The sequence below is a fragment of the Chryseobacterium sp. SIMBA_029 genome (assembly GCF_046535275.1).
Lineage (GTDB): Bacteria > Bacteroidota > Bacteroidia > Flavobacteriales > Weeksellaceae > Chryseobacterium.
In genome coordinates this window covers 268,443-290,340 of sequence record NZ_JAWRXA010000002.1, presented here as the reverse complement: position 1 = coordinate 290,340, position 21,898 = coordinate 268,443, and the positions used below count along the sequence as shown (strand labels likewise).

Here is a 21,898-nt window from a genome sequence, read left to right as displayed (position 1 = left end):
ATATTTTGTTTAAAGTGTTAATTTTAAGGCACAAAAGTAAGATTTAATTATTATAATTCTGTAAAACAAATTATCTTTGCGAGCTACAAATGTGAAAAAAAATAAATATGTTTTATGAAATTTTTGCAAAACTCCAGAGAAAGAGCCAGATTTCCCTCCTCAAGAAGCATCCGCATGTTTTCTTCAAGGAAATAAAATTGGGCAATAATAACCATTTCATCTTACATGACCATTTAAAAAAAGTAAGTATTGGAAATGCTGTCAGCTTCCGGAATTTTGTGCATATTCTTGTCCAGAAAAATGGTGTCTTAGAACTTGGAAATAATTTTTTCATGAATAATTTCTGTTCTATTAACTGTCTCGACCATATTTCAATAGGCGATAATACCTTATTTGGAGAGAATGTAAAATTATACGATCATAATCATGCCTACCAAACATCGCCGGAATACAAATTATTTCCTTCTGATTTTACAACTGCTCCCATAAAAATTGGAAAGAACTGCTGGCTTGGAAGCAATGTTATCGTTTTAAAAGGTGTAACTATAGGTGATAACTGCATCATTGGTGCAGGATGCTGTATTTATAAAGATGTTCCCGCAAATACCAGAGTAGTCAACAAACAAGAATTAATTTTTAAAGAGCAATAAATGAAGTTTTCCATCCTTATTGCCCATTATAATAATGCTCTTTTTTTCAAGGACTGTTTTGAAAGCATACTGAAGCAGACATACACAGACTGGGAAGCTATCATTTTAGATGATGCATCGTCAGCAGACGAAAAAAAGATCATACAGGAAATCATTTCGAACGATACAAGGTTCAAATTTTTTGAGAATGAAAAAAATTCCGGTGTGGGGGTTACAAAAAGTAAACTCATTGAATTAGCAACGGGAGAAATATGCGGGTTTTTAGATCCGGATGATGCCATTACTCCTACGGCCATTCAAAAATGCATGGATATTTTTCAGTCAAAAAGCAAGGTTGTTCTTACGTATTCAAGATTCATGACCTGTGATCAGCACCTTAAACCTATTTCGCCGTTTGCTTCGGCAAGACAGGTCCCCAACAATGACCCTTATTTTTTTAATTATCCCATTCAGATTGCCCATTTTGTTACTTTCAGAAAAAACATTTATGAACAGACTGAAAAGATGAACTCCAATCTGCGAATAGGAGAAGACCAGGATCTCTATTTAAAAATGTATGAAAAAGGGAAAGTACAGTTCATTAATGAAACCAATTACCTTTACAGAACACATCAGGGAGGCATCTCCCAAAACGAAAATAAAAAAAGATCCCATGAGTATTTTGCTCAGGTGATCTTTAACACAATGAAACGAAGAGGCCTGAAAATGATAAACGGCAAAAAGATCCCTGGAAGTTATACGGATTATCAGGAGATATTTAATTTATTGAACTATCAAAATGAATTGCCTTTCAGGATCAAGAAAAAAATAAAAATTACTTTACAATCAATCTTCGGATAATGTTAGAAAAAAAAATAAAAATTTTGTTCCGACACCGTTCTATGGAAATGGGGGGCGTAGAAAAAGTTCTTCTGGGACTTCTTAACAATCTCGATCCCAACAAATTTGAAATGACGGTGTGTTTAACACTCAATCAAGGTAAGCTGCGCAACGAAATCCCTCAACATGTTAGGACGCTATACCTTACCGATGGAAAAGAAGATTTTTCCACCAATCCTCTTTTACAAAAGCTGCAGCTCATCGCACGAAGGATACGCCTGAAAAAATTAGAAAATAATCCGGCTATTGCAGATCGTATCATCAATGATACTTTTGATGTAGAAATCGGGATGGATTACAGAGATTATGATGCTATCTTACATTCAACGAATAAAAATTCGAAAAAAATAGGCTGGTATCATTCAGAAGTGAATGTTCCTGAATTTCAGCCTCTGGTTCCCGGAATACTAAAAAGCTTTCCACAATTCGACCATATGGTGTACTGTTCACACAAAATAAAGGACATGATGCATCAATATTATCCGGATCTGAACTACCCACCCGAAAGCGTGATTATCAATCCTATTCCTATTGAAGAGATCAAAAAAAAGGCTGCAGAAAAATTAGAAACTTTCCCTACAGGAAAAGTTTTTGTTTCCATCGGCCGCCTTCATACCAGAAAAGGATATCACAAACTCATTGAAGCACACAAAAGGCTCATAGATGAAGGATTTCATCACACCATTATCATCGTAGGAGATGGAGGGGAAATGAATAACCTGACCAACCAGGCGATTAAATATAATGTAGAGAAAACTTTTATTTTAGTCGGAAATCAGATGAATCCTTATCCTTACATAAAAAATGCAGATTACTTTATTCTGCCATCAGAATCTGAGGCGTGGCCACTGGTTATTGCTGAAGCATTGGTTCTTCAGAAACCAATTATAGCAACGAACGTAGGAGATATAGGAATGATGATCAAAGACAAAGAAACAGGAGTTCTCATCAGCTATGAGATTGACGAAATGTATGAAGCTATGAAGGCATTTCTTACGAACCCGGAATTGGTTCATGGAATTAAAGAAAATCTTAAAACTATTGAAAGCCAGTTTGATAATAAAAAGATATTCGACGCAGTAGAAAATACGATAGAAAATCTTTGTAAAAAATAGAAATCTTGCGCCTTTTCCGATTGTTTTTCCAAGATAAAATATGATGTTGAAATTATTCTGAAATCCCGATCGGGGAAGGTTACTATTTTGACCATACAGGAAATTTTCAACCTAAGGCCTAATTATAAATAGGGCAAAAAAATATCAGGTTAACACACTATCAATCAATTCTTTTCAAATAAAAATCAATATAATGAAAATATTTTGATGAGTTCCGATTATAATGTTAACTTTAATGTCGTCCTACATTATCTTATCATGAACAATCATCGTCTGTTTCAGTTGTAAAAAAACAGGATAGACAATTACATTAACCGTAAAACTGAAGTGCCTTATACGACCTAAAGGAAATTTCCCCTTGGATTTAAAGGTTATTTCATATACTTTTGTCAAAGAAAACACTATTTAATTATGAAATAACAAAAAGAATTACCCACAGATAAACACCATTATTTTTCTGTTTGGATCAGAATAAATAGAATAATGATGATTTATTCTAAAAAAAATTAAGATTAAATTAAAAAACACAATCTCAACTATTATTAAATTTTAATACAATATTTTTGATGAAAACCAATCCCTTCCATTTATTCCCTTTTTTAGTTGTTACCATTTAGCTTCTCTTTTTATACTCAACAAATGTATTTTGTATCGTATAAAAGGCTGCTAAAACTCAAACCCTTAACAATTAAAAAAATAATGTAACACAAGTTAATATCGTATGAATATTTCCCAGCAATAGATCACTCCGGATTCATAAAATCATCTACAGGATCTTAATAAAAATTGCACTATAAATACATATTAACCTTAAAATAAACAATTTCATTCACTCATGGCAAAAAAAATTATTCTTGTTCTCACCCTCATCATATATATAACAGGCTTTTTATTTTCATTTCCATATATCTACGACAATTTATTCGGACCGGAAAAGTTCGACAGTATCAGAAATTTTTTCGAATATGGAATTATGTTCTGCTCTTTTCTAGTCTTCAACGCCCTGCTTTTTAAAAACAAATATACCTCCGTCATAGCAGTACTTTTAATCCTGCTCTTAGGTCTTAATTTCCTCATCTCTGTCTCATGCTTTTTTGTGTATCATTCGGGATTCAATGTCGGAATGGCGATCAGTATTCTGGAATCCAATGTAAATGAAGCACTGAGCATGTCTTATATGTTTATTCTACCAAGCATTTTGTTTATTGTCTTTACGGGAATGGTCCTATATTCTGTGAATTACCTTAGAAAAAATGTAGTTACGTTTAATATTAAGTTTGGTATCATCGCTTTGCTATGGCTGCTAATGCCGTTGACTTTTCATCTTAAGCACAAGTATATAAGCAATAAAGGAGGTGGAAAAATGATAAAAAGCGTTTATTATCATTTTTCAGACTTCAGTACCGCATTGAGAATTCAGGAAGACATCAATCTTATTAAGAAAAATGTTCCTGTTTTCAATATAAAAAAGATTCAGCCCGGAATAGAAAATGTGATTCTGATTATCGGAGAATCGGAAAGAAAGCAGAATATGTCACTGTATGGATATAACAAAAAAACAACACCATATACGGACCTGCAGGCTAATAATATGCTGATATTCGATAACGCTGTATCTCCGGCCGGAATCACCAATCTAAGTGTTCCGTTAATCCTTTCAAGCATAGATCCTGACGAATTCAGATATAACTACAGCAAATTGTCATATAATATCATTAATCTGGCTAATCAAAGCTCTTATAATACGTTTTGGATCAGTACCCAGGCAAGTGCTAAAGGAATCACGGCAATAGCCTCAATGGCTAAAAATAAAAAATGGGTAAATGGTTATGATGAAGCTATTATCCCGGAATTAAAAAATGTAATTCGTCAGAAAAACGACAAATTTATTGTATTCCATATTATGGGAAGCCACCCAAATCCATGCAACAGATTACCTGCCAACTGGAATTCTGCAGATTTAGACTGTTATGATAGTTCTATAAAGTATACAGACTTTGTGATGAAAGATATTTTCAGCACCCTTAAGAACACCAATTCTGTTGTGATTTATGCATCAGATCACGGACTTAAAATGAAAGACAATAAATTATTACATGTTGACTCTAAAGAATCAACGCAGGTGCCATTTTTCGTATGGTATGGTGATAAAGTACCTGAAATCTACAGAACCCCAGGACACAATACACAACTGACACAGACCACTTACATCTACCCTCTCATCATGAAGTACATGGGTCTGGAAGAACCACAGCATTACAAAAATGAGAAAAACAGATATCTGAATTTAAACATGGTAGGTTCTGATTATGACAAATTAGAAGAGTAAATTTAATCATGAAATCATAAACATTTCACCAGCGTTCAAAATGTGAAATGTTTATGGTTTATCTTGCCTGAATATCACAACAAAAGTATTCAGAAAATACAGATCTGAATATATAGAGATGGCTAATAAAAATCAATAGGACTAGAAAAACTTTGTAGAAAGTATTTATTGGGCAGAATACCCGCCATCGATCACTAGGTTGGAGCCTGTCACCCACTTGGCAGCATCAGAAAGTAAAAAGATACACGCATTCGCTACATCTTCCGGTTCGCCGATTCCCAAGGGATGTTTTTTCAGGATTTCCTGAGAGGCCTCTTCTCCAATATTTTCAAACATTTTTTCTAAAATCGGAGTATTTACCATGGCCGGACTCACACTGTTGACCCGGATATTACTTCTGGAAAGTTCCATGGCCAAAGATCTTGCCCCGGAAACGACAGCACCTTTACTGGCAGAATAAGCTGCTTTTCCAATTTCTCCTACCATCCCTGCGACAGAAGAGATAAAAACAAAACTAGATTTTTCGTTTTTGTATTTTTTCAGGGAGAGTATTTTAGCAATTTCAAATCCTGAAATAACATTAATGGCAAAAATGTCATTGTATAATTGCGGGGTATGCTTCTTGAGTGGAAGCGTTTTTTCAATACCTGCGCAATGAATAAAACCTGAAATTTTTCCCAGAATGTCAACCTTTTCAGCAATAAGCTCTTCGAGATTTTCACAATGGGTAATATCTGCAATAATAGTTTCAGCTTTGGTCCCGGGAGCCAGCATCATTACTGTTTTCTGCAGCTCCTCTTCGTTTCTTGCGATAAGAATCAGGGCCGCTCCGTTATTACTGCATTCTACAGAACAGCTTCTCCCTATACCGGAAGAAGCGCCTGTGATAAGAATAGTTTTATCTTGTAAGGAAAATGAACTCATTAGTCTTCGAAATTTTCTTTCCCGATAATGTCTGCTAAATCTGAAACGGTTTCAATATCTTTAAAATGTTTCGTATCAATTTTTTTGTTGAAGTTTTCATCTACAAATGCAATGACAGAAAGCAAGCTTATTGAATCATAGCTTTCTAATTCTTTAAGGTTAGTCTCAAGAGTCAGCGTTTGATCCTCTTCCAGTTCTTCTTGTAATTTCTCTAAAAAAACGGATGTTTTCATATACTATATAATTTTAAAATTAAATTTCTAATATGGTAGCTCCCCAGGAATACCCAACGCCAAACCCGGCCATTAAAATCTTATCTCCTGCTTTCAACATTCCTTTATCCATCATATTTTTCAGGGCAATCGGAATGGTTGCAGAAACGGTATTTCCTGTTTTTGCCATGTCAATATAAAACTTTTCTGCTGGTATTTTAGCCTTTTTTCGTAAGTAATTCAGCATGAAAGAATTGGCCTGATGGAAAACAAAATGGTCGATATCATCCATGGTTAGATTATTTACTGCCAATGTCTCTTTAATAAGTCCCGGAATATTTTCAATCGTAAAATTAAAAATTTCAGGCCCATTCATGTAAAGATCTTCCGCGCCAAATTCGTTATTAGGGTTTAATTCAAAATCAGTTTTAAAAGCACCCTTTTTCACGATAAGGTTTTCCGCACCGCTTCCATCCGTACCGAGGCAAAATTCATACCCTTTCGCATTTTCTGCCTTTTCAATAATAGTTGAAGCTGATGCATCTCCGAATATACTTCGGTTTGCTTTATCTTTCGGATTAAGATGTTTCGTATAGGTTTCTGAGGTAACCAATAAAATACTTTTAGCGATTCCAGTGGCGATAAGGCCTTTAGCAAAAGCTAATCCGTACACAAAACCGGAACATCCTAAATTAAAATCTATGGCTCCTATATTTTTTCTTAATCCAAGCTTATCTTGTAAGATGCATGCAGTAGTTGGCAGGAAATACTCCGGACTCTGGGTACAGAACAAAATAAAGTCTATTTTGTTTCTGTCATAGTTTTCGAAAAGCTTTTCTGAAGATTGTACTGCGAGATCCAGTACGGTCTCATTATCAGCAGAGATGTGACGCTGTGTGATCCCTATTTTTTCTTCGATCCTTTCTGAACTCCATTCGGGAAACTCTTTTTCCAAATCCTCATTGGTAAGAACCAGTTCAGGCAAATAATATTCTATTTTGGAAATTTTTATCATATAAATTCTTTTTCTTTGCAAAAGTAAAAAACAAATGTACGATAATGAAAATATTTATTTTTAGAATCCTTTTAAAAATATATTCTCTTTACCACTCCCTCCTGAACAAAGCCAGCCTTGAAGCGGCAAAACACAGGGGCATGAAGGTAGGAAAGAGCTTCAATATGCCTGATAAAGTGTATTTTGGAACAGAGCCTTACCTTATTGAGATCGGCGATCATGTGAATATTGCAGCAGGGGTACGCTTCGTCAATCATGGGGGAACCACTACCCTTCTGAGAAGACTTCCCGGGTATGAAGATGCAAGAATTTTTGGAAGAATAAAGATCGGTAACAACTGTACCATTGGCATCAACTGCGTCATTATGCAGGATGTACAAATCGGTAATAATTGTATCTTAGGTGCTAATTCGGTATTATCACAATCGATGCCTGACAATACGGTTTTCATAGGAAATCCGGCTCAGTTCCTTTGCACTATTGAAGACTATGGCGATATTGTCTTAAAAAACAATCCGGAATATCCCCGCGAACTGGAAAAAGACAGAAAAAAACTGGATGAATATGTAAAGGCCAATCTGCCTTATAAATTCAAAAAAGCAAGAAGAATAAAATAAACACAATTCCTGAACAAAAATTTATTTACTCAAAAAAGTAATTGATCAACTGTATGCTGAAAAAGAAGAAAATACTGATCAGAATAGGGTCGCTGCGCCACGGAGGTGCAGAAAAAGTCCTTGTTAATTTCCTGAAAAACCTCCCGGAAGATAAATATGAAGTAGATCTGCTGATCAACCTTTATACAGGGATGTACATCAAAGAAGTCCCGTCATGGGTCAATATGTATCATCTGTTAAAGGGTGAAATGATTACCACCAACAAGCCTCATGAGATCCCTGTAAAAATATTCAGAGTACTGTATCAAAAGATGTTTCTCTGGTTTCCTTTTCTCTTATATCGTTTTGTTTTAAAAAATAAAAAATATGACGTAGAGATCGCGGCAATCCACGGAATGTACAGAGAACTATTATCAAGTCCTCAAAAGGAATCAAAAAAGATCATCTGGATTCAAAATGATATCTTTAATCTGAAAGAATTTACACCCGATGTAATCAGACAGCTCTTCAAATTTGACAGAATATTGGTTATTTCCAATAAACTGAAAGAAGAGATGCAGAAGCTCGCCCAAAATGACCGTGAAAAACAGGCAGTCATTAAAATTTTCAACCCGATTGACAAAGCAGATACGTTACAGAAAGCGAATACAGCCATCGATGATTATCCTTTTTCCAATCAAATCCCTACTTTTATTACAATTGGAACGGTTTATCCGCAGAAAGGGTATGACAGACTTCTGGACGTTCATAAAAAACTGATTGAAGAAGGGCTTATTCATCAGATCATCATCATTGGTGATGGTTTTGATTATGTGAATATCCATGCTAAACTGGATCAGTTAGGTCTTCAGGAAACGGTAAAAATGCTGGGTTTCAGAAGCAATCCATATCCTTATCTGAAAAAAGCTGATTTTTATGTAATGTCTTCCAGACATGAAGGGTTCCCTACCATTATTGCAGAAGCATTAATTTTAAATAAACCTATTGTATCTACAGATGTTTCCGGAATAAGAGACCTTCTCCAGGAAGGTAAATTAGGTGTCATTACTCCCAACTCAGAGGATGGAATCTACGATGGAATGAAAAAGTTCCTTACCGACAAAAGCCTGTCTGCACAATATGAAAAAGAAATTGCAGCAGCAGACCTTCCTTTTGTCTTGCAAAAATCCGTAGCACATCTACAGGAAATTATTGACGGACTCTAAATATTTCTATCATGCCAGAGCACACAGTAATACAAAAAGATTTCTATAGAGAAAGCGGCAGATGGCTTTCTTCGTTTGAAATTTGGAAAAAATGCATCAACCCGAACCTGCATTTTATTTATATATTAAGAAAAGCGCAACAATATAGCGGAAAACCAATTTTAGGAATATTCTGGAAGTTTGTTCTCAGACATTACCAGATAAAATACGGTTACCAGATTTATCCCGAAACCAAAATCGGGGAAGGTTTTTACCTGGGGCATTGGGGAAGTTTAGTCATTAACCCTAAAGCTAAAATCGGGAAAAACTGCAATATTGCACAAGGGGTGACTATTGGCCAGCAAAACCGTGGTAAATTACAGGGCTTTCCAACGATCAGTGATGAAGTATGGATTGGCTCTAATGCGGTAATTGTAGGCGGCATTACTATTGGCAATAATGTTTTAATTGCGCCTAATTCTTATGTTAATTTTGATGTCCCTGCCAATTCTGTAGTCATGGGTAACCCAGGGACGATTTATCCCACAGAAAGAGCAACAGAAGCCTACATTAATAATACAATATAAAATACGATATTACTAAGCTGTTAAACGTATAAACCGTCTCAATCTGTATTGAGACGATTTTTTTTACACTATTAAGAATATTTTAATTTGATTCATGCATTTTATAATTTATACTTTGTAATTTTATACTGCGTTTTTACCATTTATATTATTATTGAAATCTGAAAAATCAATATGAAAACATCCGATTTATACTTCTATACTGGAGTTTCCATATGATTTTAAACATATTTCTATATTAAACTTTGTTAAAAATGATTGGCATTTCGTCAAAAATTATATTTTTGCATAATTATTGATTCAGTCTATTGAATTTGAAAATAATTTAAACGAAATAAATAATATAAACCTTTTTAAAATTTAAATTATGTCACAATCGTACGAAGTTATTTTCGAAAACAACAGGAAATGGGTAGAATCTAAAATTGCTCAAGACCCAAATTTCTTTAGTGAACTAGCTAAAACTCAACATCCGGAGTTTTTATACATTGGATGTTCAGACAGTAGAGCTACAGCAGAAGAATTGATGGGAGCAAAACCCGGAGAAGTATTTGTTCACAGAAACATTGCTAATGTAGTCAACACTTTAGACATGAGTTCCACAGCGGTTATTCAGTATGCTGTAGAACATCTTAAAGTAAAACACATTATTGTTTGCGGACATTACAACTGTGGGGGTGTAAAAGCAGCGATGACTCCTCAGGATTTAGGATTATTGAATCCTTGGTTGAGAAACATCCGTGACGTTTACAGATTGCATCAAGCGGAATTAGATTCTATTGAAGATGAAGGTAAGCGTTATGATAAACTGGTAGAACTGAATGTTCAGGAACAGTGTATTAACGTAATCAAAATGGCCTGCGTACAGGAAAGATACATTTTAGAAGAGTATCCTGTTGTACATGGTTGGGTATTTGACCTTAGAACCGGTAAAATTATTGATTTAGAGATCGATTTCGAAAAAATACTGAAGGACATCCAAAAAATCTATAACCTTACAAGTTCTGATTGGGTAATGAGCAGAAAGACTACATAGTTTTTCTAAAAAAGAATGTAACATGAAATTCTGGAGTATTATTGTATTGACGGTTTTCCTAAACTTTACTGCACTGCCAAGCATTGCTGCGGTAGCGGGTTGGGATATACTGAGAACCAATACCATAGTCAATGAAGAAGAACCGCATTCTCACCCATCCTCTTTTACTGTTTACGAAAAGACACTTCCAAAAACTTTAGATGTATTTGATTACCTAAAGTTTTTCGAGCCTGATCCAAAAGGCAGATCTTTTGTGTTGATAGATGACCACTTTCATCTGTCTCCTTTACTCACTATATTTTCTCCGCCTCCGGAAGCTTAATTTTTCAGCACACCTATTCATCATTATTCATATCAATATTTGATATCGGATTCACATGCTTTAAAATTAAATTTCCAATCTTTTATAATTGATTATTTTAGGATAAATCAGTCAATTATACTATAGTATTTTTCAAAGACATCATGAAAAAAACATCTTTATTAGGAGGAATCAAGGAGAATTTCCCTTCAGGGCTCGTTGTATTCTTAGTGGCTCTGCCTTTGTGTTTAGGAATCGCCTTAGCATCAGGAGCTCCACCATTATCGGGAGTAATCTCCGGTATAGTAGGAGGTCTGGTCGTAGGATTCCTGAGTAATTCAAACATTTCAGTATCAGGGCCTGCCGCAGGTTTAACAGCAATTGTTTTAACAGCCATTACAGATCTTGGAGCTTTTGAGCTTTTTCTCTGTGCTGGTATTATCGCCGGACTCATTCAGTTGGTCTTAGGATTTATAAGAGCCGGAAGTATTTCCAATTATTTTCCAAATAATGTGATTGAAGGAATGCTTGCCGCCATCGGAATCATTATCATCTTAAAACAAATACCTCATGCATTGGGATTTGACCAGGATTATGAGGGACACGAATCTATTTTTGATAAAGGATTAAACTTCAATTACTTCACCGAATTATTGGGTGCCGTACATCCAGGAGCCATCCTTGTAACTTTAGTTTCAGTGGCTATCCTTATCATCTGGGACAAAGTACCTGCACTCAGAAGAATGAAAATGCTGCCAGGCGCTTTGGTAGCAGTGGTGGCAGGTATTTTACTGAACGAAGCTTTTAAGTTATCGGGAAGCTCACTGGCCATCGGAACACAACATCTTGTTTCGCTGCCTGTACCGCAGTCGCTTGATGATTTTAAAAACCTGATTACCATGCCTGATTTTAATGGATTTACCAATCCTAAAGTCTGGATCGTAGGGGCAACTATTGCCATTGTAGCCTCTATTGAAACACTGCTTTGTATTGAAGCTTCGGACAGGCTTGATAAGCAGAGAAGGATTACAGATACCAATCTCGAGCTTAGGGCTCAGGGGATCGGAAACCTCATCAGTTCATTCATTGGAGGACTTCCGATGACTTCTGTAGTGGTAAGAAGTTCTGCCAATGCCAATGCGGGTGCCACTTCCAAGATGTCTGCAATGATCCACGGTGTTTTGCTGCTGGTTTGTGTACTTTCCATTCCTTTCATCTTAAATTTAATACCGTTGGCAACACTTGCCGCAGTATTGATTTTGGTAGGATATAAATTAGCAAAACCGGTTACCTTCAAACATTTTTGGGATCTTGGAAAATTTCAGTTTATTCCCTTTGTTGCAACAGTAGTGGCTGTAGTAGCTACCGACCTTTTAAAAGGAGTTGGGATTGGATTGGCTATTTCTGTTTTCTACATCCTTCAGGGAAATATGAAACGGGCTTATTATCTGAGTAAGGAAAAACTGGATGGAGCAGACGGAATTAAGATGAAACTTGCCGAAGAAGTTTCGTTTTTGAATAAAGCAGCAATCAAAAAGACGTTGAAGAATATCAAACCCAACTCTACCATAGTGATTGATGCATCCGGAACTTCATATATCGCGACTGATGTACTGGAAATGATCCAGGATTTTGCCAATATCCGCGCAAAAGAAGAAGATATCAGTGTGGAATTGATGGGTTTCAAAACTTCATATAAAGACTATGAAACAGATCAGGATTCTCATATCGTGATTACCCACAGAAGAGCAATGTAATTATATCAGATTGGAAAATACGATATAAAAGCTATCAAAAAGGCCATCGAGATTCGATGGCCTTTTATGATTATTTAATTCAAAAAACTGCTTTGTTGGTTTATCTAGTTAAATTATTTTCCGTTAAAAGCAGACATGGTATTATTGATGCCAGCAAAAACAAATGACAGGCAGGCTTTCGAAAATTTGTCGATTCTTTCGGAAAGCTTTTCAGATTCCTCTTCATTCCAGGTACCCAGTACATAATCTACCTGTCTTCCTTCAGAAAAATCAGCAGAGATCCCAAAACGGAGTCTCGCATAATTTTGAGTCTGAAGCATCTCGTTAACGCTTTTAAGCCCGTTATGCCCGGCATCGGAGCCTTTCATTTTCATTCTTAACGTTCCGAAAGGCAGTACTAAATCGTCTGTGACAATAAGTACATTTTCCAGCGGAATATTCTCTTTCTGCATCCAGAATTTCACCGCATTTCCTGAAAGGTTCATATAGGTATCCGGTTTCAGTACAAGTACTTTTCTTCCTTTATATTTGCCTTCTGCCATCCATCCGAAATTGGTGGTATTGAATGAAGCCTCCAACGTCTCAGCCACTTTTTCAGCAACTTTAAAGCCTATATTGTGTCTTGTATTTTCGTATTCCGGGCCTTTGTTGCCTAAGCCCACTATTAAATATTTCATGAGAAATTTTTTGCAAAATTAAGAGATAAAAAATAAAAAACTCAACCTTAGAAAGATTGAGTTTACATATTATTAAAATTTGTTTTCCTATAAAGGTTTATAAATATAATTTACACCCAATCCTTTAGTCATGTAGGTCTGAGGATCATATGAATAATTCGTTGTCTGAATAACAGGTGCCGGAATCGGTAATGTAAGATCTGAAACTGAAAGTCTTTTCGGACTGTTCGGAGAAAGGATAAAACTTTCCGCATCATTTCTTTCTGTAGATAAAAGCCTTGAGATCTTATAAGCCATTGGCAATAAAGTAAATGGACTGATTTGAGTATCATAACTGCTAAAATCATATCCGTATCTTTCTGTAGCGGTTCCAAATACACCTCCTGTCATAGGTCCGTAATTTCTTTCTGCTCTGGAAATATTATCTCCTAAATACGTATACGTAGTTTTTGAATAGTCGGTATACGCAAATGGAATTCCTGAAGCATCAGGACCGTTTCTCATAGTAATGGTTTCCAGCTTGGAAGTTGTTGTACTGTATTCTAAGCTGTATAATGTTTTAGACTTTCTCAACAATGCCATTGGGTTCGGTGTAGTAGCCGGCGGAACAATTGGAGGTCTTCTGTAAATAGAACGGTTTTCTGAAATTGTTTCTAATCTTCCGCTGTTTCCATAGGTAAATAACTGAGTATAAGAAACGCTGTCTGTATCTATACTACCATTATCATCAAGATCAAGGTACCCGTTAAAATTGATTTTGCTTACTTTATCTCCACTGTACATGATGTCAGTGATTGATTTCGGTTTTCCTGCAGCAACACCGCTTGAAAGAACTTTTGATAGAAGAAGTCCGTTATATTGGTATTCTGCTATGGTATCAGCATCTGTAATCTCTCTGTAAAGAGCTCTTGGACCTATTAAGCCTCCGGTATTGTTCAAATCCACTAAAGGATTTCCGTCATCATCCAATAAATCCTTGCAAGAATGTACCGAAGAGAAACCTGCTAATAATAAGATAAAGTAGAAAAGTTGTTTCATTTCCAGGTGATTGTTTATATTTCCACAAATATAATTTTTTTTTGCATAAAAATTATATTTTTATTTATATTCTAGTAAAACTAATAATGTATTAGCTCTTATAAAGTTTTGTATGTATACTTTACGGTTTGAGTTTGATCTGAAGTTGGATAATTCTGAGAATCATACATATATGACTTAGGAATACTTACTGCAGGCGTCGGAGACGGATACATGAAGTACATTGATGTAGGGTTATTCGGAGAAATTGTATAAAAATTCTGCGGACGAATCAAGCTCCATACCACAAAGAATGCTTTAGGCAGTGTACTATACGGGCTTTTTCTCGTATCATAATTCTGAAAATTATAGATATTAGTGGTTGCAGTCGCCATATTCGGAGCACCGGTTCCATCTACTACTCCTTTTGACCAAACTGCCTGAGTAACATTTTCTCCCACATAGTTAAGTACAGCCTGTGTAAAGACAGTATAGGTAGTCATCCCTCCTACTTTTCTCTTTTCCACTACCTTCGTAAGCTTTCCTGTCGCATCATAGGTGTAAACAAAATCGCTTATATATGAATTGGGTGCCGTGGATGCGGTAGCAACGCATGCTGTGCTGTATACTCTTCCATTGCTGTCTAAAATAACATTGAAATCATATGCAGTGCTGCCCGCTGCAGTTCCGGTAAATTTTATGTTGGAGATTATTTTATTACTTGTATACGTTACTGCACCCGTTAATGTAGCGCCAGCCGTATTATCATCTTTTACGGTACCTTTTTGTAAAATACCGGCGTTGGTGATGTATTCTTCCTGAACCGCATTGTTAACGGTAATCTTATCCAAAACTCTGGAGTCTGGAGGTGTAGTGCCATTTCCACCTGAACCGCCGGGTTCTACAGGATCTGAAGTCGTATTATCACAAGAAACCATAAACCCGAAAAGTATTCCAGCAAGTATTTTAAGAAGATAGTTTTTTCCCATGTAAAATTTAGATTTTAGCCGCTTCAAATATAATTTATTTTTTTTTCAGAACATTCATTTTTTTAAACAAATCGCAATTATTTAATTTTATACACAAAAAAAAATCTAAAAACATGTCATTTTTAGATTTTCAATTATATTTTATTATGAAATTAATACGGCTGTAAAACAGAGGTCGTCAAAACAGACTGCGACATCTCACTATTCAAGAAAGTAGTATTCACTGCTGTACCTATTCCCAGCGTTCCCGCATTTAGATTTCGTTTTGTACAGGCTACTTTCACACTGTAATTGTTTTTAAGGCCCAGGTTGGTAAGCGTTGCATTAAGATTAAAAATCTTATAGGATCCCTCACTACCTAACAATACATCCGTTCTCACTGCTCTAAGTGCATTATCCACAAAAATACCACAGGCAAAACCTGAAGAAGCGGTTGTATTTCCTGTCTTTTGAGCCGTTGTCTGAAAATTGAATACGACTTTATTGGTAGCATTGGTAATAGAAAAAGTATCTGTATTACCTGCAAGTACAGTCCACGTATTCCCTAATGCGTCTCCTTCACCATAAGGTGCCGTAGATCCATTTCCATTATTGAAAACAGCTCCCGTCTGATCCGAAACAGAATTCATAGAAAACATGGCCATACTTCCCTGTCCATCCGCAATTTTCACACTTTTCCAATCATTACCAGCAAGGTCTGTATTATTGTGTAGCATCGTGCCTGCTTCTCCCGCGGAACCTTTCAACAGATTGGTTCCTCCTGTTCTGATTTCTTTTCTTACACTAAGATCTCCATTTACATCCAGCATATTAACCGGAGTCGATGTATTAATGCCCACTTGCGCATGAGCAAAAACAGTCAGCAATAAAGATGTTATAAAAAATATTTTTTTCATGATTTGATTTAGTTTGTAATAGAATTAAAGACCTGTGGAACTTCATACACGTCTACTTTAAGAGAAGACTGGGTAATAAAGTCATTAATATTGCTGCTTGCATTAATTCCGATAGCTAATACAACATCATTTGTTGTATTGTAAGATTTTAACCTTGAACATGCCACACTTATGTTATGTGAACCTTTAGAAAGATTGGATACTACCCCAATCTGATTATGAGTGATAAAAGTATTTGAAGCACTACTCGCTTTCAGGTTTCTTTGTCTCAGGTTAACTAATTTATTATCCACAAAAATACCGCAGGCATAATCAATGGAGATATCAGGAGATGTATTGGCTGGAAACGTAGCCTGAACCACAGTTTCAAACTGGAAATACGTTTTACTTTCCAAGCTGTAAACCGTAATAGGCTGCGACAATCCATCTATTTTTTTAAATCCTGAAAATGTACCGATATCATTTCCTTTCGCAAACGTTGTAGATCTTGCTGTAATTGCTGATTGTTCCGTATTTGTAAATTTAACTCCCGTCTTATCCGAAAAAGAGTTGTTAAATATTAAGTAAAATTTATTAGATTCATATTCAGGAATACGGAGTGTTTTCCATGTTGGAGGATATCCTTCACCCTGAGAAACCAAAAGCTGGTCATTATTCCCCTGAAAAAGTGTGTTATCGGTAGTGTTAAGTACCACTATTTTATTTCTAAAATTCACATCACCATTCACATCCAGGCTTGCTTTTGGACTTTCCGTTTTTATTCCGATTTGTGCAGATAATAAAAGCCCCGCTGAAAAAAGCAGAGTCGATAATAATTTTTTCATCGCTATTAATTGGCTTTGTAGGTTACATATTCAATAACGTCTATTTTCATAACAGACTCAAGGGTAAATGCATTGGAAACTGTATTGGTATTCGACACATTACGACCTATTACAAACTGGGATGCTACATTGGATACATCGATTTTTCTGCACGCAACTTTCACTTTCTGTATTCCTACAGGTGCATTCTGTTCTGTATAACTAAGTGTGAAAATATAGTCCTGGATGCCTTCTTTATCAGAATTATTATTGGAAGAGATTTTATCCGGACGTACAGCCACAAGCTTTCCGTTTCTGAAAACCGCACATGCAAATCCAATATTCTGGGACGTTGTCGCAACCGGAGCTTTCATTTCAACTCCTGTCTGGAACTGATAGGTCAATCTGTTTTTTCCATTTTTGATTGTAAAATTATTTTCAAGTCCCGGAATCTCTACCCATTTTCCTTTATTGGTATCGGTTATATCATCAGCAACATTATTTTTATAAATGGTATCTCCTGCTATGTTGCTGGAAAGAGTAGTGATACCCACCTGGTCTGATGATAAATACGAATTTATTAATTTGTACTGTCCTTCTTCCATAAAAGAAAGATTTAATGACTTCCAAACAGGAGGCAATCCTTCTCCCTGTGAAACCAAAACCTGGCCGTTTAATCCGGCACTTCCTGCCAAAGCTGAAGTACCGCCTACTCTAAGTTCTTTTCTCAAGGTGGTTTTCCCGTTGACATCGAGAGTAGAATTGGGCGAACTAGTACCTATTCCCACCTGCGCGTTAGCATAAAGCGATAAAAGCCCAGCTAAACAGCAATACATTGATTTTTTCATATTAAGGGCTGCAAAGGTACAAATTGCCAACACAAAAAACCAATTAAAAGCCCGTTAAACCAATAGTAGTAAGCTTATTACAACATATAATTCACCACTTAAAAAGTAGACTTATTACATTATTTGAATATTTTTTTATCATAATTAGTAAAAAATCAATCCTTCAAAACATTGATTACATCAAGGTTAACAGCTTTATTTTTCTCATTAAAATGTGACTTGTAGAGCCCACAGACACTGTTTATCCGTAATTAGTGATTTAAATTTTGAATGTAATAATATTTCTGATTTTTGATAAAAATCATGAAAAATATACTATTTATAAGGAAATTGATTAAAAAAGAACTCCCGAAAAGAGGAGCAGAAAGAGATCTAACAGGAGAAAAAATAAAAAAAATCTAAAAGTACCGGGTATTCTAGATTTTTTTTATGTGAATAATAAGACCAAAAAAATGAGTGGTTATTTTCAGCTATGTCCAATAATAGCTTTCAATAGGATATTTACCTCATCTACATTCTTCACCTTCTCCTTCCTCATCATCAGTTGATTTCCTTCCTTACCTACTTTTTCTTTAAGCTGAGCTTCGGCAGGATTCTGAGTTAAATAGCTGATAATATGTCTGAATCGATCCGTCTGGTAAAACTTATCCTGCGGATTACCCGGGAAATATCCTAAAAACACACCGTTTTTCATCACAATTTTCTCAAAACCTATGTCTGAAGCTAACCATTTCAAGGCAACACTCTTTAACAAATTAACAGCTTCTTTTGGCAATGCCCCGAAACGGTCTGTTAATTCCGATTCAAATTGCTGAAGAGTTTGCTCATTGTCGATATCCGCTAATTTCTGATAAAGTAACAGTCTTTCTTCAATACTTGATATATAAGAATCCGGAAGCATGAGTTCAAGATCCGTATCAATATTCACATCTTTTACAGATTTGAAAAGCTTTTGTCTGTCTTCTTCATTGTCAAACAGGTTTTCGAAATCCTCATCGTCTTTCAGTTCTTCAAGCGCCTCCTGCATCAGCTTCTGATACGTTTCAAATCCCATTTCATTGATGAACCCGCTCTGTTCAGCACCCAGCAGATCACCTGCCCCACGAATTTCAAGGTCCTTCATCGCAATCTGGAAACCACTCCCCAAATCGGAAAACTGCTCAATCGCCTCGAGACGCTTTCTGGCATCGGAGGTCATCATATCATAAGGCGGAGTAATCAGGTAGCAAAATGCCTTTCGGTTGCTTCGTCCTACTCTACCGCGCATCTGGTGAAGATCTGCCATCCCGAATCTTTGGGCATCATTAATGAAAATGGTATTGGCATTAGGAACGTCCACGCCGCTTTCAACAATCGTTGTAGATACAAGGACGTCATACTTTCCTTCCATGAAATCCAGCACATTCTTTTCCAGCTGTTTCCCTTCCATCTGGCCATGTCCCGTGATCACTCTTGCATCCGGAACCAGCCTTTGAATAAGCCCGGCAATATCTTTAAGATTTTCAATCCTGTTATTGATAAAATACACCTGTCCATCCCTTTGCAGCTCATAAGAAACAGCATCACGAATGATTTCTTCATTAAACCCTACCAGCTGCGTATCAACCGGCTGTCTGTTGGGTGGTGGTGTTTTGATAACTGACAGATCCCTTGCTGCCATCAGAGAGAACTGCAGTGTTCTTGGAATAGGAGTAGCCGTCAACGTAAGCGTATCCACATTATTTTTCAGTGTTTTAAGCTTATCTTTTACTGAAACTCCAAATTTATGCTCTTCATCAATAATCAGTAAACCTAAATCCTTAAACTTTACGGAGCTGCTTACCAACTGATGCGTTCCTATAATAATATCTACTTTTCCCTCTTTTAAAGCATTTAAAGTTTCTGTCTTTTGTTTTGCGGTTCTGAATCTGTTGACATAAGAAACCGTTACAGGAAAATCTTTCAGTCGCTCTTTAAAACTTCTGTAATGCTGGAACGCCAGAATTGTAGTCGGCACCAAAATAGCAACCTGCTTTCCGTCAGTGGCGGCTTTAAAAGCTGCACGGACTGCAACTTCGGTTTTTCCAAAACCTACATCACCACACACCAACCGGTCCATGACCGTATCGGCTTCCATGTCTTTTTTTACGTCAATCGTTGCTTTTTCCTGATCCGGAGTATCCTCATAAATAAAACTTGCCTCCAATTCATTTTGCAGATAAGAATCCGGAGTGAAGGCAAATCCTTTCGCTGTCTTTCTTTCCGCATACAAACGTATAAGATCGAAAGCAATTTGTTTTACTTTCGCTTTCGTTTTTTGTTTTAATGATTTCCAGGCTGGGGATCCCAGTTTACTTAGCGTAACTTCTTTTCCGTCCGGTCCGTTGAATTTTGAAATTTTATGAAGTGAGTGAATGCTTACATATAATAAATCACCGTTCTTATAGGTCAGTTTAAAGCATTCCTGAATTTTTCCATCATTATTAACTTTAACCAATCCCATAAATTTTCCGATTCCGTGGTCGATATGGGCAATATAGTCTCCTACTTTCAGGGACATTAGGTCTTTTAGAGTAAGCTGTTCAGATTTTGCGAAATTATTTTTGGCTTTATACCTTTGATATCGGTCGAAAATCTGGTGGTCTGTATACACCAAAAGCTTGTGTCCATTATCAACAAACCCTTCATGCAATTCAGACTTGAAACTTTTAAACGGGAGCTGATGTTCCAGTTCTTCAAAAATAGATTCAAGTCTTTCCCTTTGTTTTTCTGTGGAAAAAGAAATCCACGTATCGAAACCTGCCGACTGCTTTTCTTCCAAATCTTCTATAAGCAGTTCAAAATTTTTATGGAAAGTCGGCTGAGGAATCTGTTCAATTTTAATTTCAGCCATTTCCTTAATTCCATCGATAGAAACGCTTCCGAAATCAACGGTTGCAAATTTCTTATAATCAAACAGAAATTCCTGATCGGAAATAAAAAGTTCATTCGGGGGTCTGTGGGCAATATCTTTACTTAACGTCTCATACTTTTCTAATGACTTTTCATAGAATGTTTTAATTCTCTGCATGCCTAACACTCCATTTTTAGAAACAATGAAGCTTTCTTTCGGCAGCAGCTGCAATAAGGATACCCGGCTTCCGGATACCGAGAAATTCATATTGGAAACCAGCTGAAACTCTTTTACCTTATCTATGGAAAGTTGTGTTTCAATATCAAAGGTTTTGATATTTTCAACTTCATTCCCAAAGAAGGTAATCCTGTACGGACGTTCATATGAATAGGAAAAAACGTCTACAATTCCTCCTCTCACAGAAAATTCTCCCGGCTCGGATACAAAATCAGTCTGCTGGAAGTTGTAATGACTCAGCAATTCATCAACAAAATCAAAATCAAGCTGGTCTCCTACTTTAATCTGATGGGAAATTGCTTTAAAATCTTCTTTTTTAAGAACTTTCTCTGATAAAGCTCCTGCATAGGCTACAATCACTTTCGGAGATCTTCCTGAATTTATTTTATTTAAAACCTCGGTTCGTAAAACAAGATTGGCATTTTGAGTTTTTTCAACCTGGTAAGGTTCAAGGTGTGTTGCCGGAAAATACAGAACTTTATCTTTTCCAAGAAGGTCTTCCATTTCAGTATTGGCATAAAGAGCCTCTTCTTTATCATCTACCACATAAAGAATATTCTTTTTCTGGGTTAAAAAAAGTTCAGCTATAAAAATAGAAACTGAAGAACCTGCACTTCCTCTTACAGAAATATGCTGACTGCTTTCCAGCTGCATAAAAATTTCTTTTCCAAATTCTCTTTGTAGCAGATCCGGAAGAAACTTTTCATTGATTGGTTTTAACTGCATAAATAGTAATGGTATAAACGACAAAAGCGATTTCGGGAGTTTTCCGAAACCGTTTCTGACTACACAAAGGTAAGAATATTTTTTCTTTCAAATTTCGTTACGGATTATTCAAAATTTATAACAAATACCCCACCAATCCTTAATCTTAATTTTATGCTATAATTTGTAAATAAAAGTTAAAAAAATACTCAAAATCTCGCATGGCATAGTGTTTGGGAAATTAGTAC

At 36.0% G+C, this 21,898-nt stretch carries 20 protein-coding genes; 10 read left to right on the top strand and 10 right to left on the bottom strand.

Going from position 1 to position 21,898, the window contains the following annotated elements; translation table 11 throughout:
- The first annotated feature begins 107 nt into the window (after positions 1 to 107).
- From SB679_RS04545 to SB679_RS04530, 4 genes are all read left to right on the top strand, one after another.
- Positions 108 to 650, top strand: coding sequence for an acyltransferase (locus tag SB679_RS04545; RefSeq protein ID WP_410701021.1), 543 nt, complete (start codon positions 108 to 110; stop codon positions 648 to 650).
- On the top strand, positions 651 to 1,490 hold the full coding sequence (locus SB679_RS04540) for a glycosyltransferase family 2 protein (protein WP_410701020.1): 840 nt from the start codon (positions 651 to 653) through the stop codon (positions 1,488 to 1,490).
- A complete protein-coding gene (locus SB679_RS04535) occupies positions 1,490 to 2,644 on the top strand; it encodes a glycosyltransferase (RefSeq protein WP_410701019.1) in 1,155 nt (384 codons plus the stop codon). Before SB679_RS04540 ends, SB679_RS04535 begins: the two co-directional genes overlap by 1 nt.
- Positions 2,645 to 3,479: 835 nt before the next feature.
- Entirely contained in the window at positions 3,480 to 4,973 is a 1,494-nt protein-coding gene (locus SB679_RS04530; protein ID WP_410701018.1) for a phosphoethanolamine transferase, read from the top strand.
- 165 nt (positions 4,974 to 5,138) lie between these two features.
- On the opposite strand, the gene SB679_RS04525 is transcribed toward SB679_RS04530, so the two are convergent.
- From SB679_RS04525 to SB679_RS04515, 3 genes are read right to left on the bottom strand one after another with little or no spacing between them, the layout of a single operon-like run.
- Positions 5,139 to 5,897, bottom strand: a complete 759-nt coding sequence (locus tag SB679_RS04525) for an SDR family NAD(P)-dependent oxidoreductase (RefSeq protein ID WP_410701017.1) — start codon at positions 5,895 to 5,897, stop codon at positions 5,139 to 5,141.
- Positions 5,897 to 6,130 carry a phosphopantetheine-binding protein gene (locus tag SB679_RS04520; RefSeq protein WP_034708403.1) on the bottom strand — a complete coding sequence of 78 codons (234 nt, stop codon included), beginning with the start codon at positions 6,128 to 6,130 and terminating at the stop codon, positions 5,897 to 5,899. Before SB679_RS04520 ends, SB679_RS04525 begins: the two co-directional genes overlap by 1 nt.
- A gap of 19 nt (positions 6,131 to 6,149) precedes the next feature.
- Entirely contained in the window at positions 6,150 to 7,124 is a 975-nt protein-coding gene (locus SB679_RS04515; protein WP_410701016.1) for a 3-oxoacyl-ACP synthase III family protein, read from the bottom strand.
- 44 nt (positions 7,125 to 7,168) lie between these two features.
- Between SB679_RS04515 and SB679_RS04510 the strand changes: the two genes are divergently transcribed.
- The 6 genes from SB679_RS04510 to SB679_RS04485 all read left to right on the top strand — a co-directional run bounded on the left by SB679_RS04510 (position 7,169) and on the right by SB679_RS04485 (position 12,606).
- Entirely contained in the window at positions 7,169 to 7,741 is a 573-nt protein-coding gene (locus SB679_RS04510; RefSeq protein ID WP_034708409.1) for an acyltransferase, read from the top strand.
- 53 nt (positions 7,742 to 7,794) lie between these two features.
- Entirely contained in the window at positions 7,795 to 8,946 is a 1,152-nt protein-coding gene (locus SB679_RS04505) for a glycosyltransferase (RefSeq protein ID WP_410701015.1), read from the top strand.
- A gap of 11 nt (positions 8,947 to 8,957) precedes the next feature.
- A complete protein-coding gene (locus tag SB679_RS04500; RefSeq protein ID WP_410701014.1) occupies positions 8,958 to 9,512 on the top strand; it encodes a serine acetyltransferase in 555 nt (184 codons plus the stop codon).
- A 367-nt stretch (positions 9,513 to 9,879) separates the two neighbouring features.
- The gene (locus SB679_RS04495) at positions 9,880 to 10,548 is read left to right on the top strand and encodes a carbonic anhydrase (RefSeq protein WP_410701013.1); all 669 of its coding nucleotides are present in this window, start codon (positions 9,880 to 9,882) and stop codon (positions 10,546 to 10,548) included.
- 22 nt (positions 10,549 to 10,570) lie between these two features.
- Positions 10,571 to 10,870: a hypothetical protein gene (locus SB679_RS04490; protein WP_410701012.1), complete on the top strand. Its 300-nt coding sequence runs from the start codon at positions 10,571 to 10,573 to the stop codon at positions 10,868 to 10,870.
- Positions 10,871 to 11,013: 143 nt separating this feature from the next.
- Entirely contained in the window at positions 11,014 to 12,606 is a 1,593-nt protein-coding gene (locus SB679_RS04485; RefSeq protein WP_410701011.1) for a SulP family inorganic anion transporter, read from the top strand.
- Positions 12,607 to 12,719: 113 nt separating this feature from the next.
- Here SB679_RS04485 and pth read toward each other — a convergent pair whose 3' ends face one another.
- The 7 genes from pth to mfd all read right to left on the bottom strand — a co-directional run bounded on the left by pth (position 12,720) and on the right by mfd (position 21,671).
- A complete protein-coding gene (gene pth, locus SB679_RS04480) occupies positions 12,720 to 13,283 on the bottom strand; it encodes an aminoacyl-tRNA hydrolase (protein ID WP_410701010.1) in 564 nt (187 codons plus the stop codon).
- A gap of 87 nt (positions 13,284 to 13,370) precedes the next feature.
- Entirely contained in the window at positions 13,371 to 14,321 is a 951-nt protein-coding gene (locus SB679_RS04475; protein WP_410701009.1) for a hypothetical protein, read from the bottom strand.
- A gap of 98 nt (positions 14,322 to 14,419) precedes the next feature.
- Positions 14,420 to 15,289 (bottom strand): hypothetical protein, encoded by an 870-nt coding sequence (locus tag SB679_RS04470; protein ID WP_410701008.1) that lies wholly within the window; start codon positions 15,287 to 15,289, stop codon positions 14,420 to 14,422.
- Positions 15,290 to 15,441: 152 nt separating this feature from the next.
- Positions 15,442 to 16,185 carry a hypothetical protein gene (locus SB679_RS04465; protein ID WP_410701007.1) on the bottom strand — a complete coding sequence of 248 codons (744 nt, stop codon included), beginning with the start codon at positions 16,183 to 16,185 and terminating at the stop codon, positions 15,442 to 15,444.
- Between the two features lie 8 nt (positions 16,186 to 16,193).
- Complete coding sequence (locus SB679_RS04460; RefSeq protein ID WP_410701006.1) at positions 16,194 to 17,009, bottom strand: hypothetical protein; 816 nt, start codon at positions 17,007 to 17,009, stop codon at positions 16,194 to 16,196.
- Positions 17,010 to 17,014: 5 nt separating this feature from the next.
- Positions 17,015 to 17,836 carry a hypothetical protein gene (locus SB679_RS04455; RefSeq protein WP_410701005.1) on the bottom strand — a complete coding sequence of 274 codons (822 nt, stop codon included), beginning with the start codon at positions 17,834 to 17,836 and terminating at the stop codon, positions 17,015 to 17,017.
- Positions 17,837 to 18,302: 466 nt separating this feature from the next.
- Complete coding sequence (gene mfd / locus SB679_RS04450; RefSeq protein ID WP_410701004.1) at positions 18,303 to 21,671, bottom strand: transcription-repair coupling factor; 3,369 nt, start codon at positions 21,669 to 21,671, stop codon at positions 18,303 to 18,305.
- Positions 21,672 to 21,898: the final 227 nt, after the last annotated feature.

What these genes read in the sequence shown, in the direction of transcription:
- SB679_RS04455 (WP_410701005.1), bottom strand. Translation starts at nt 17,836, where the DNA reads ATGAAAAAATCAATGTATTGCTGTTTAGCTGGGCTTTTATCGCTTTAT.
- SB679_RS04475 (WP_410701009.1), bottom strand. Translation starts at nt 14,321, where the DNA reads ATGAAACAACTTTTCTACTTTATCTTATTATTAGCAGGTTTCTCTTCG.
- SB679_RS04500 (WP_410701014.1), top strand. Translation starts at nt 8,958, where the DNA reads ATGCCAGAGCACACAGTAATACAAAAAGATTTCTATAGAGAAAGCGGC.
- SB679_RS04530 (WP_410701018.1), top strand. Translation starts at nt 3,480, where the DNA reads ATGGCAAAAAAAATTATTCTTGTTCTCACCCTCATCATATATATAACA.
- SB679_RS04520 (WP_034708403.1), bottom strand. Translation starts at nt 6,130, where the DNA reads ATGAAAACATCCGTTTTTTTAGAGAAATTACAAGAAGAACTGGAAGAG.
- SB679_RS04515 (WP_410701016.1), bottom strand. Translation starts at nt 7,124, where the DNA reads ATGATAAAAATTTCCAAAATAGAATATTATTTGCCTGAACTGGTTCTT.
- SB679_RS04505 (WP_410701015.1), top strand. Translation starts at nt 7,795, where the DNA reads ATGCTGAAAAAGAAGAAAATACTGATCAGAATAGGGTCGCTGCGCCAC.
- SB679_RS04465 (WP_410701007.1), bottom strand. Translation starts at nt 16,185, where the DNA reads ATGAAAAAAATATTTTTTATAACATCTTTATTGCTGACTGTTTTTGCT.
- SB679_RS04460 (WP_410701006.1), bottom strand. Translation starts at nt 17,009, where the DNA reads ATGAAAAAATTATTATCGACTCTGCTTTTTTCAGCGGGGCTTTTATTA.
- SB679_RS04495 (WP_410701013.1), top strand. Translation starts at nt 9,880, where the DNA reads ATGTCACAATCGTACGAAGTTATTTTCGAAAACAACAGGAAATGGGTA.
- pth (WP_410701010.1), bottom strand. Translation starts at nt 13,283, where the DNA reads ATGAAATATTTAATAGTGGGCTTAGGCAACAAAGGCCCGGAATACGAA.
- mfd (WP_410701004.1), bottom strand. Translation starts at nt 21,671, where the DNA reads ATGCAGTTAAAACCAATCAATGAAAAGTTTCTTCCGGATCTGCTACAA.
- SB679_RS04540 (WP_410701020.1), top strand. Translation starts at nt 651, where the DNA reads ATGAAGTTTTCCATCCTTATTGCCCATTATAATAATGCTCTTTTTTTC.
- SB679_RS04535 (WP_410701019.1), top strand. Translation starts at nt 1,490, where the DNA reads ATGTTAGAAAAAAAAATAAAAATTTTGTTCCGACACCGTTCTATGGAA.
- SB679_RS04510 (WP_034708409.1), top strand. Translation starts at nt 7,169, where the DNA reads ATGAAAATATTTATTTTTAGAATCCTTTTAAAAATATATTCTCTTTAC.
- SB679_RS04490 (WP_410701012.1), top strand. Translation starts at nt 10,571, where the DNA reads ATGAAATTCTGGAGTATTATTGTATTGACGGTTTTCCTAAACTTTACT.
- SB679_RS04470 (WP_410701008.1), bottom strand. Translation starts at nt 15,289, where the DNA reads ATGGGAAAAAACTATCTTCTTAAAATACTTGCTGGAATACTTTTCGGG.
- SB679_RS04485 (WP_410701011.1), top strand. Translation starts at nt 11,014, where the DNA reads ATGAAAAAAACATCTTTATTAGGAGGAATCAAGGAGAATTTCCCTTCA.
- SB679_RS04525 (WP_410701017.1), bottom strand. Translation starts at nt 5,897, where the DNA reads ATGAGTTCATTTTCCTTACAAGATAAAACTATTCTTATCACAGGCGCT.
- SB679_RS04545 (WP_410701021.1), top strand. Translation starts at nt 108, where the DNA reads ATGTTTTATGAAATTTTTGCAAAACTCCAGAGAAAGAGCCAGATTTCC.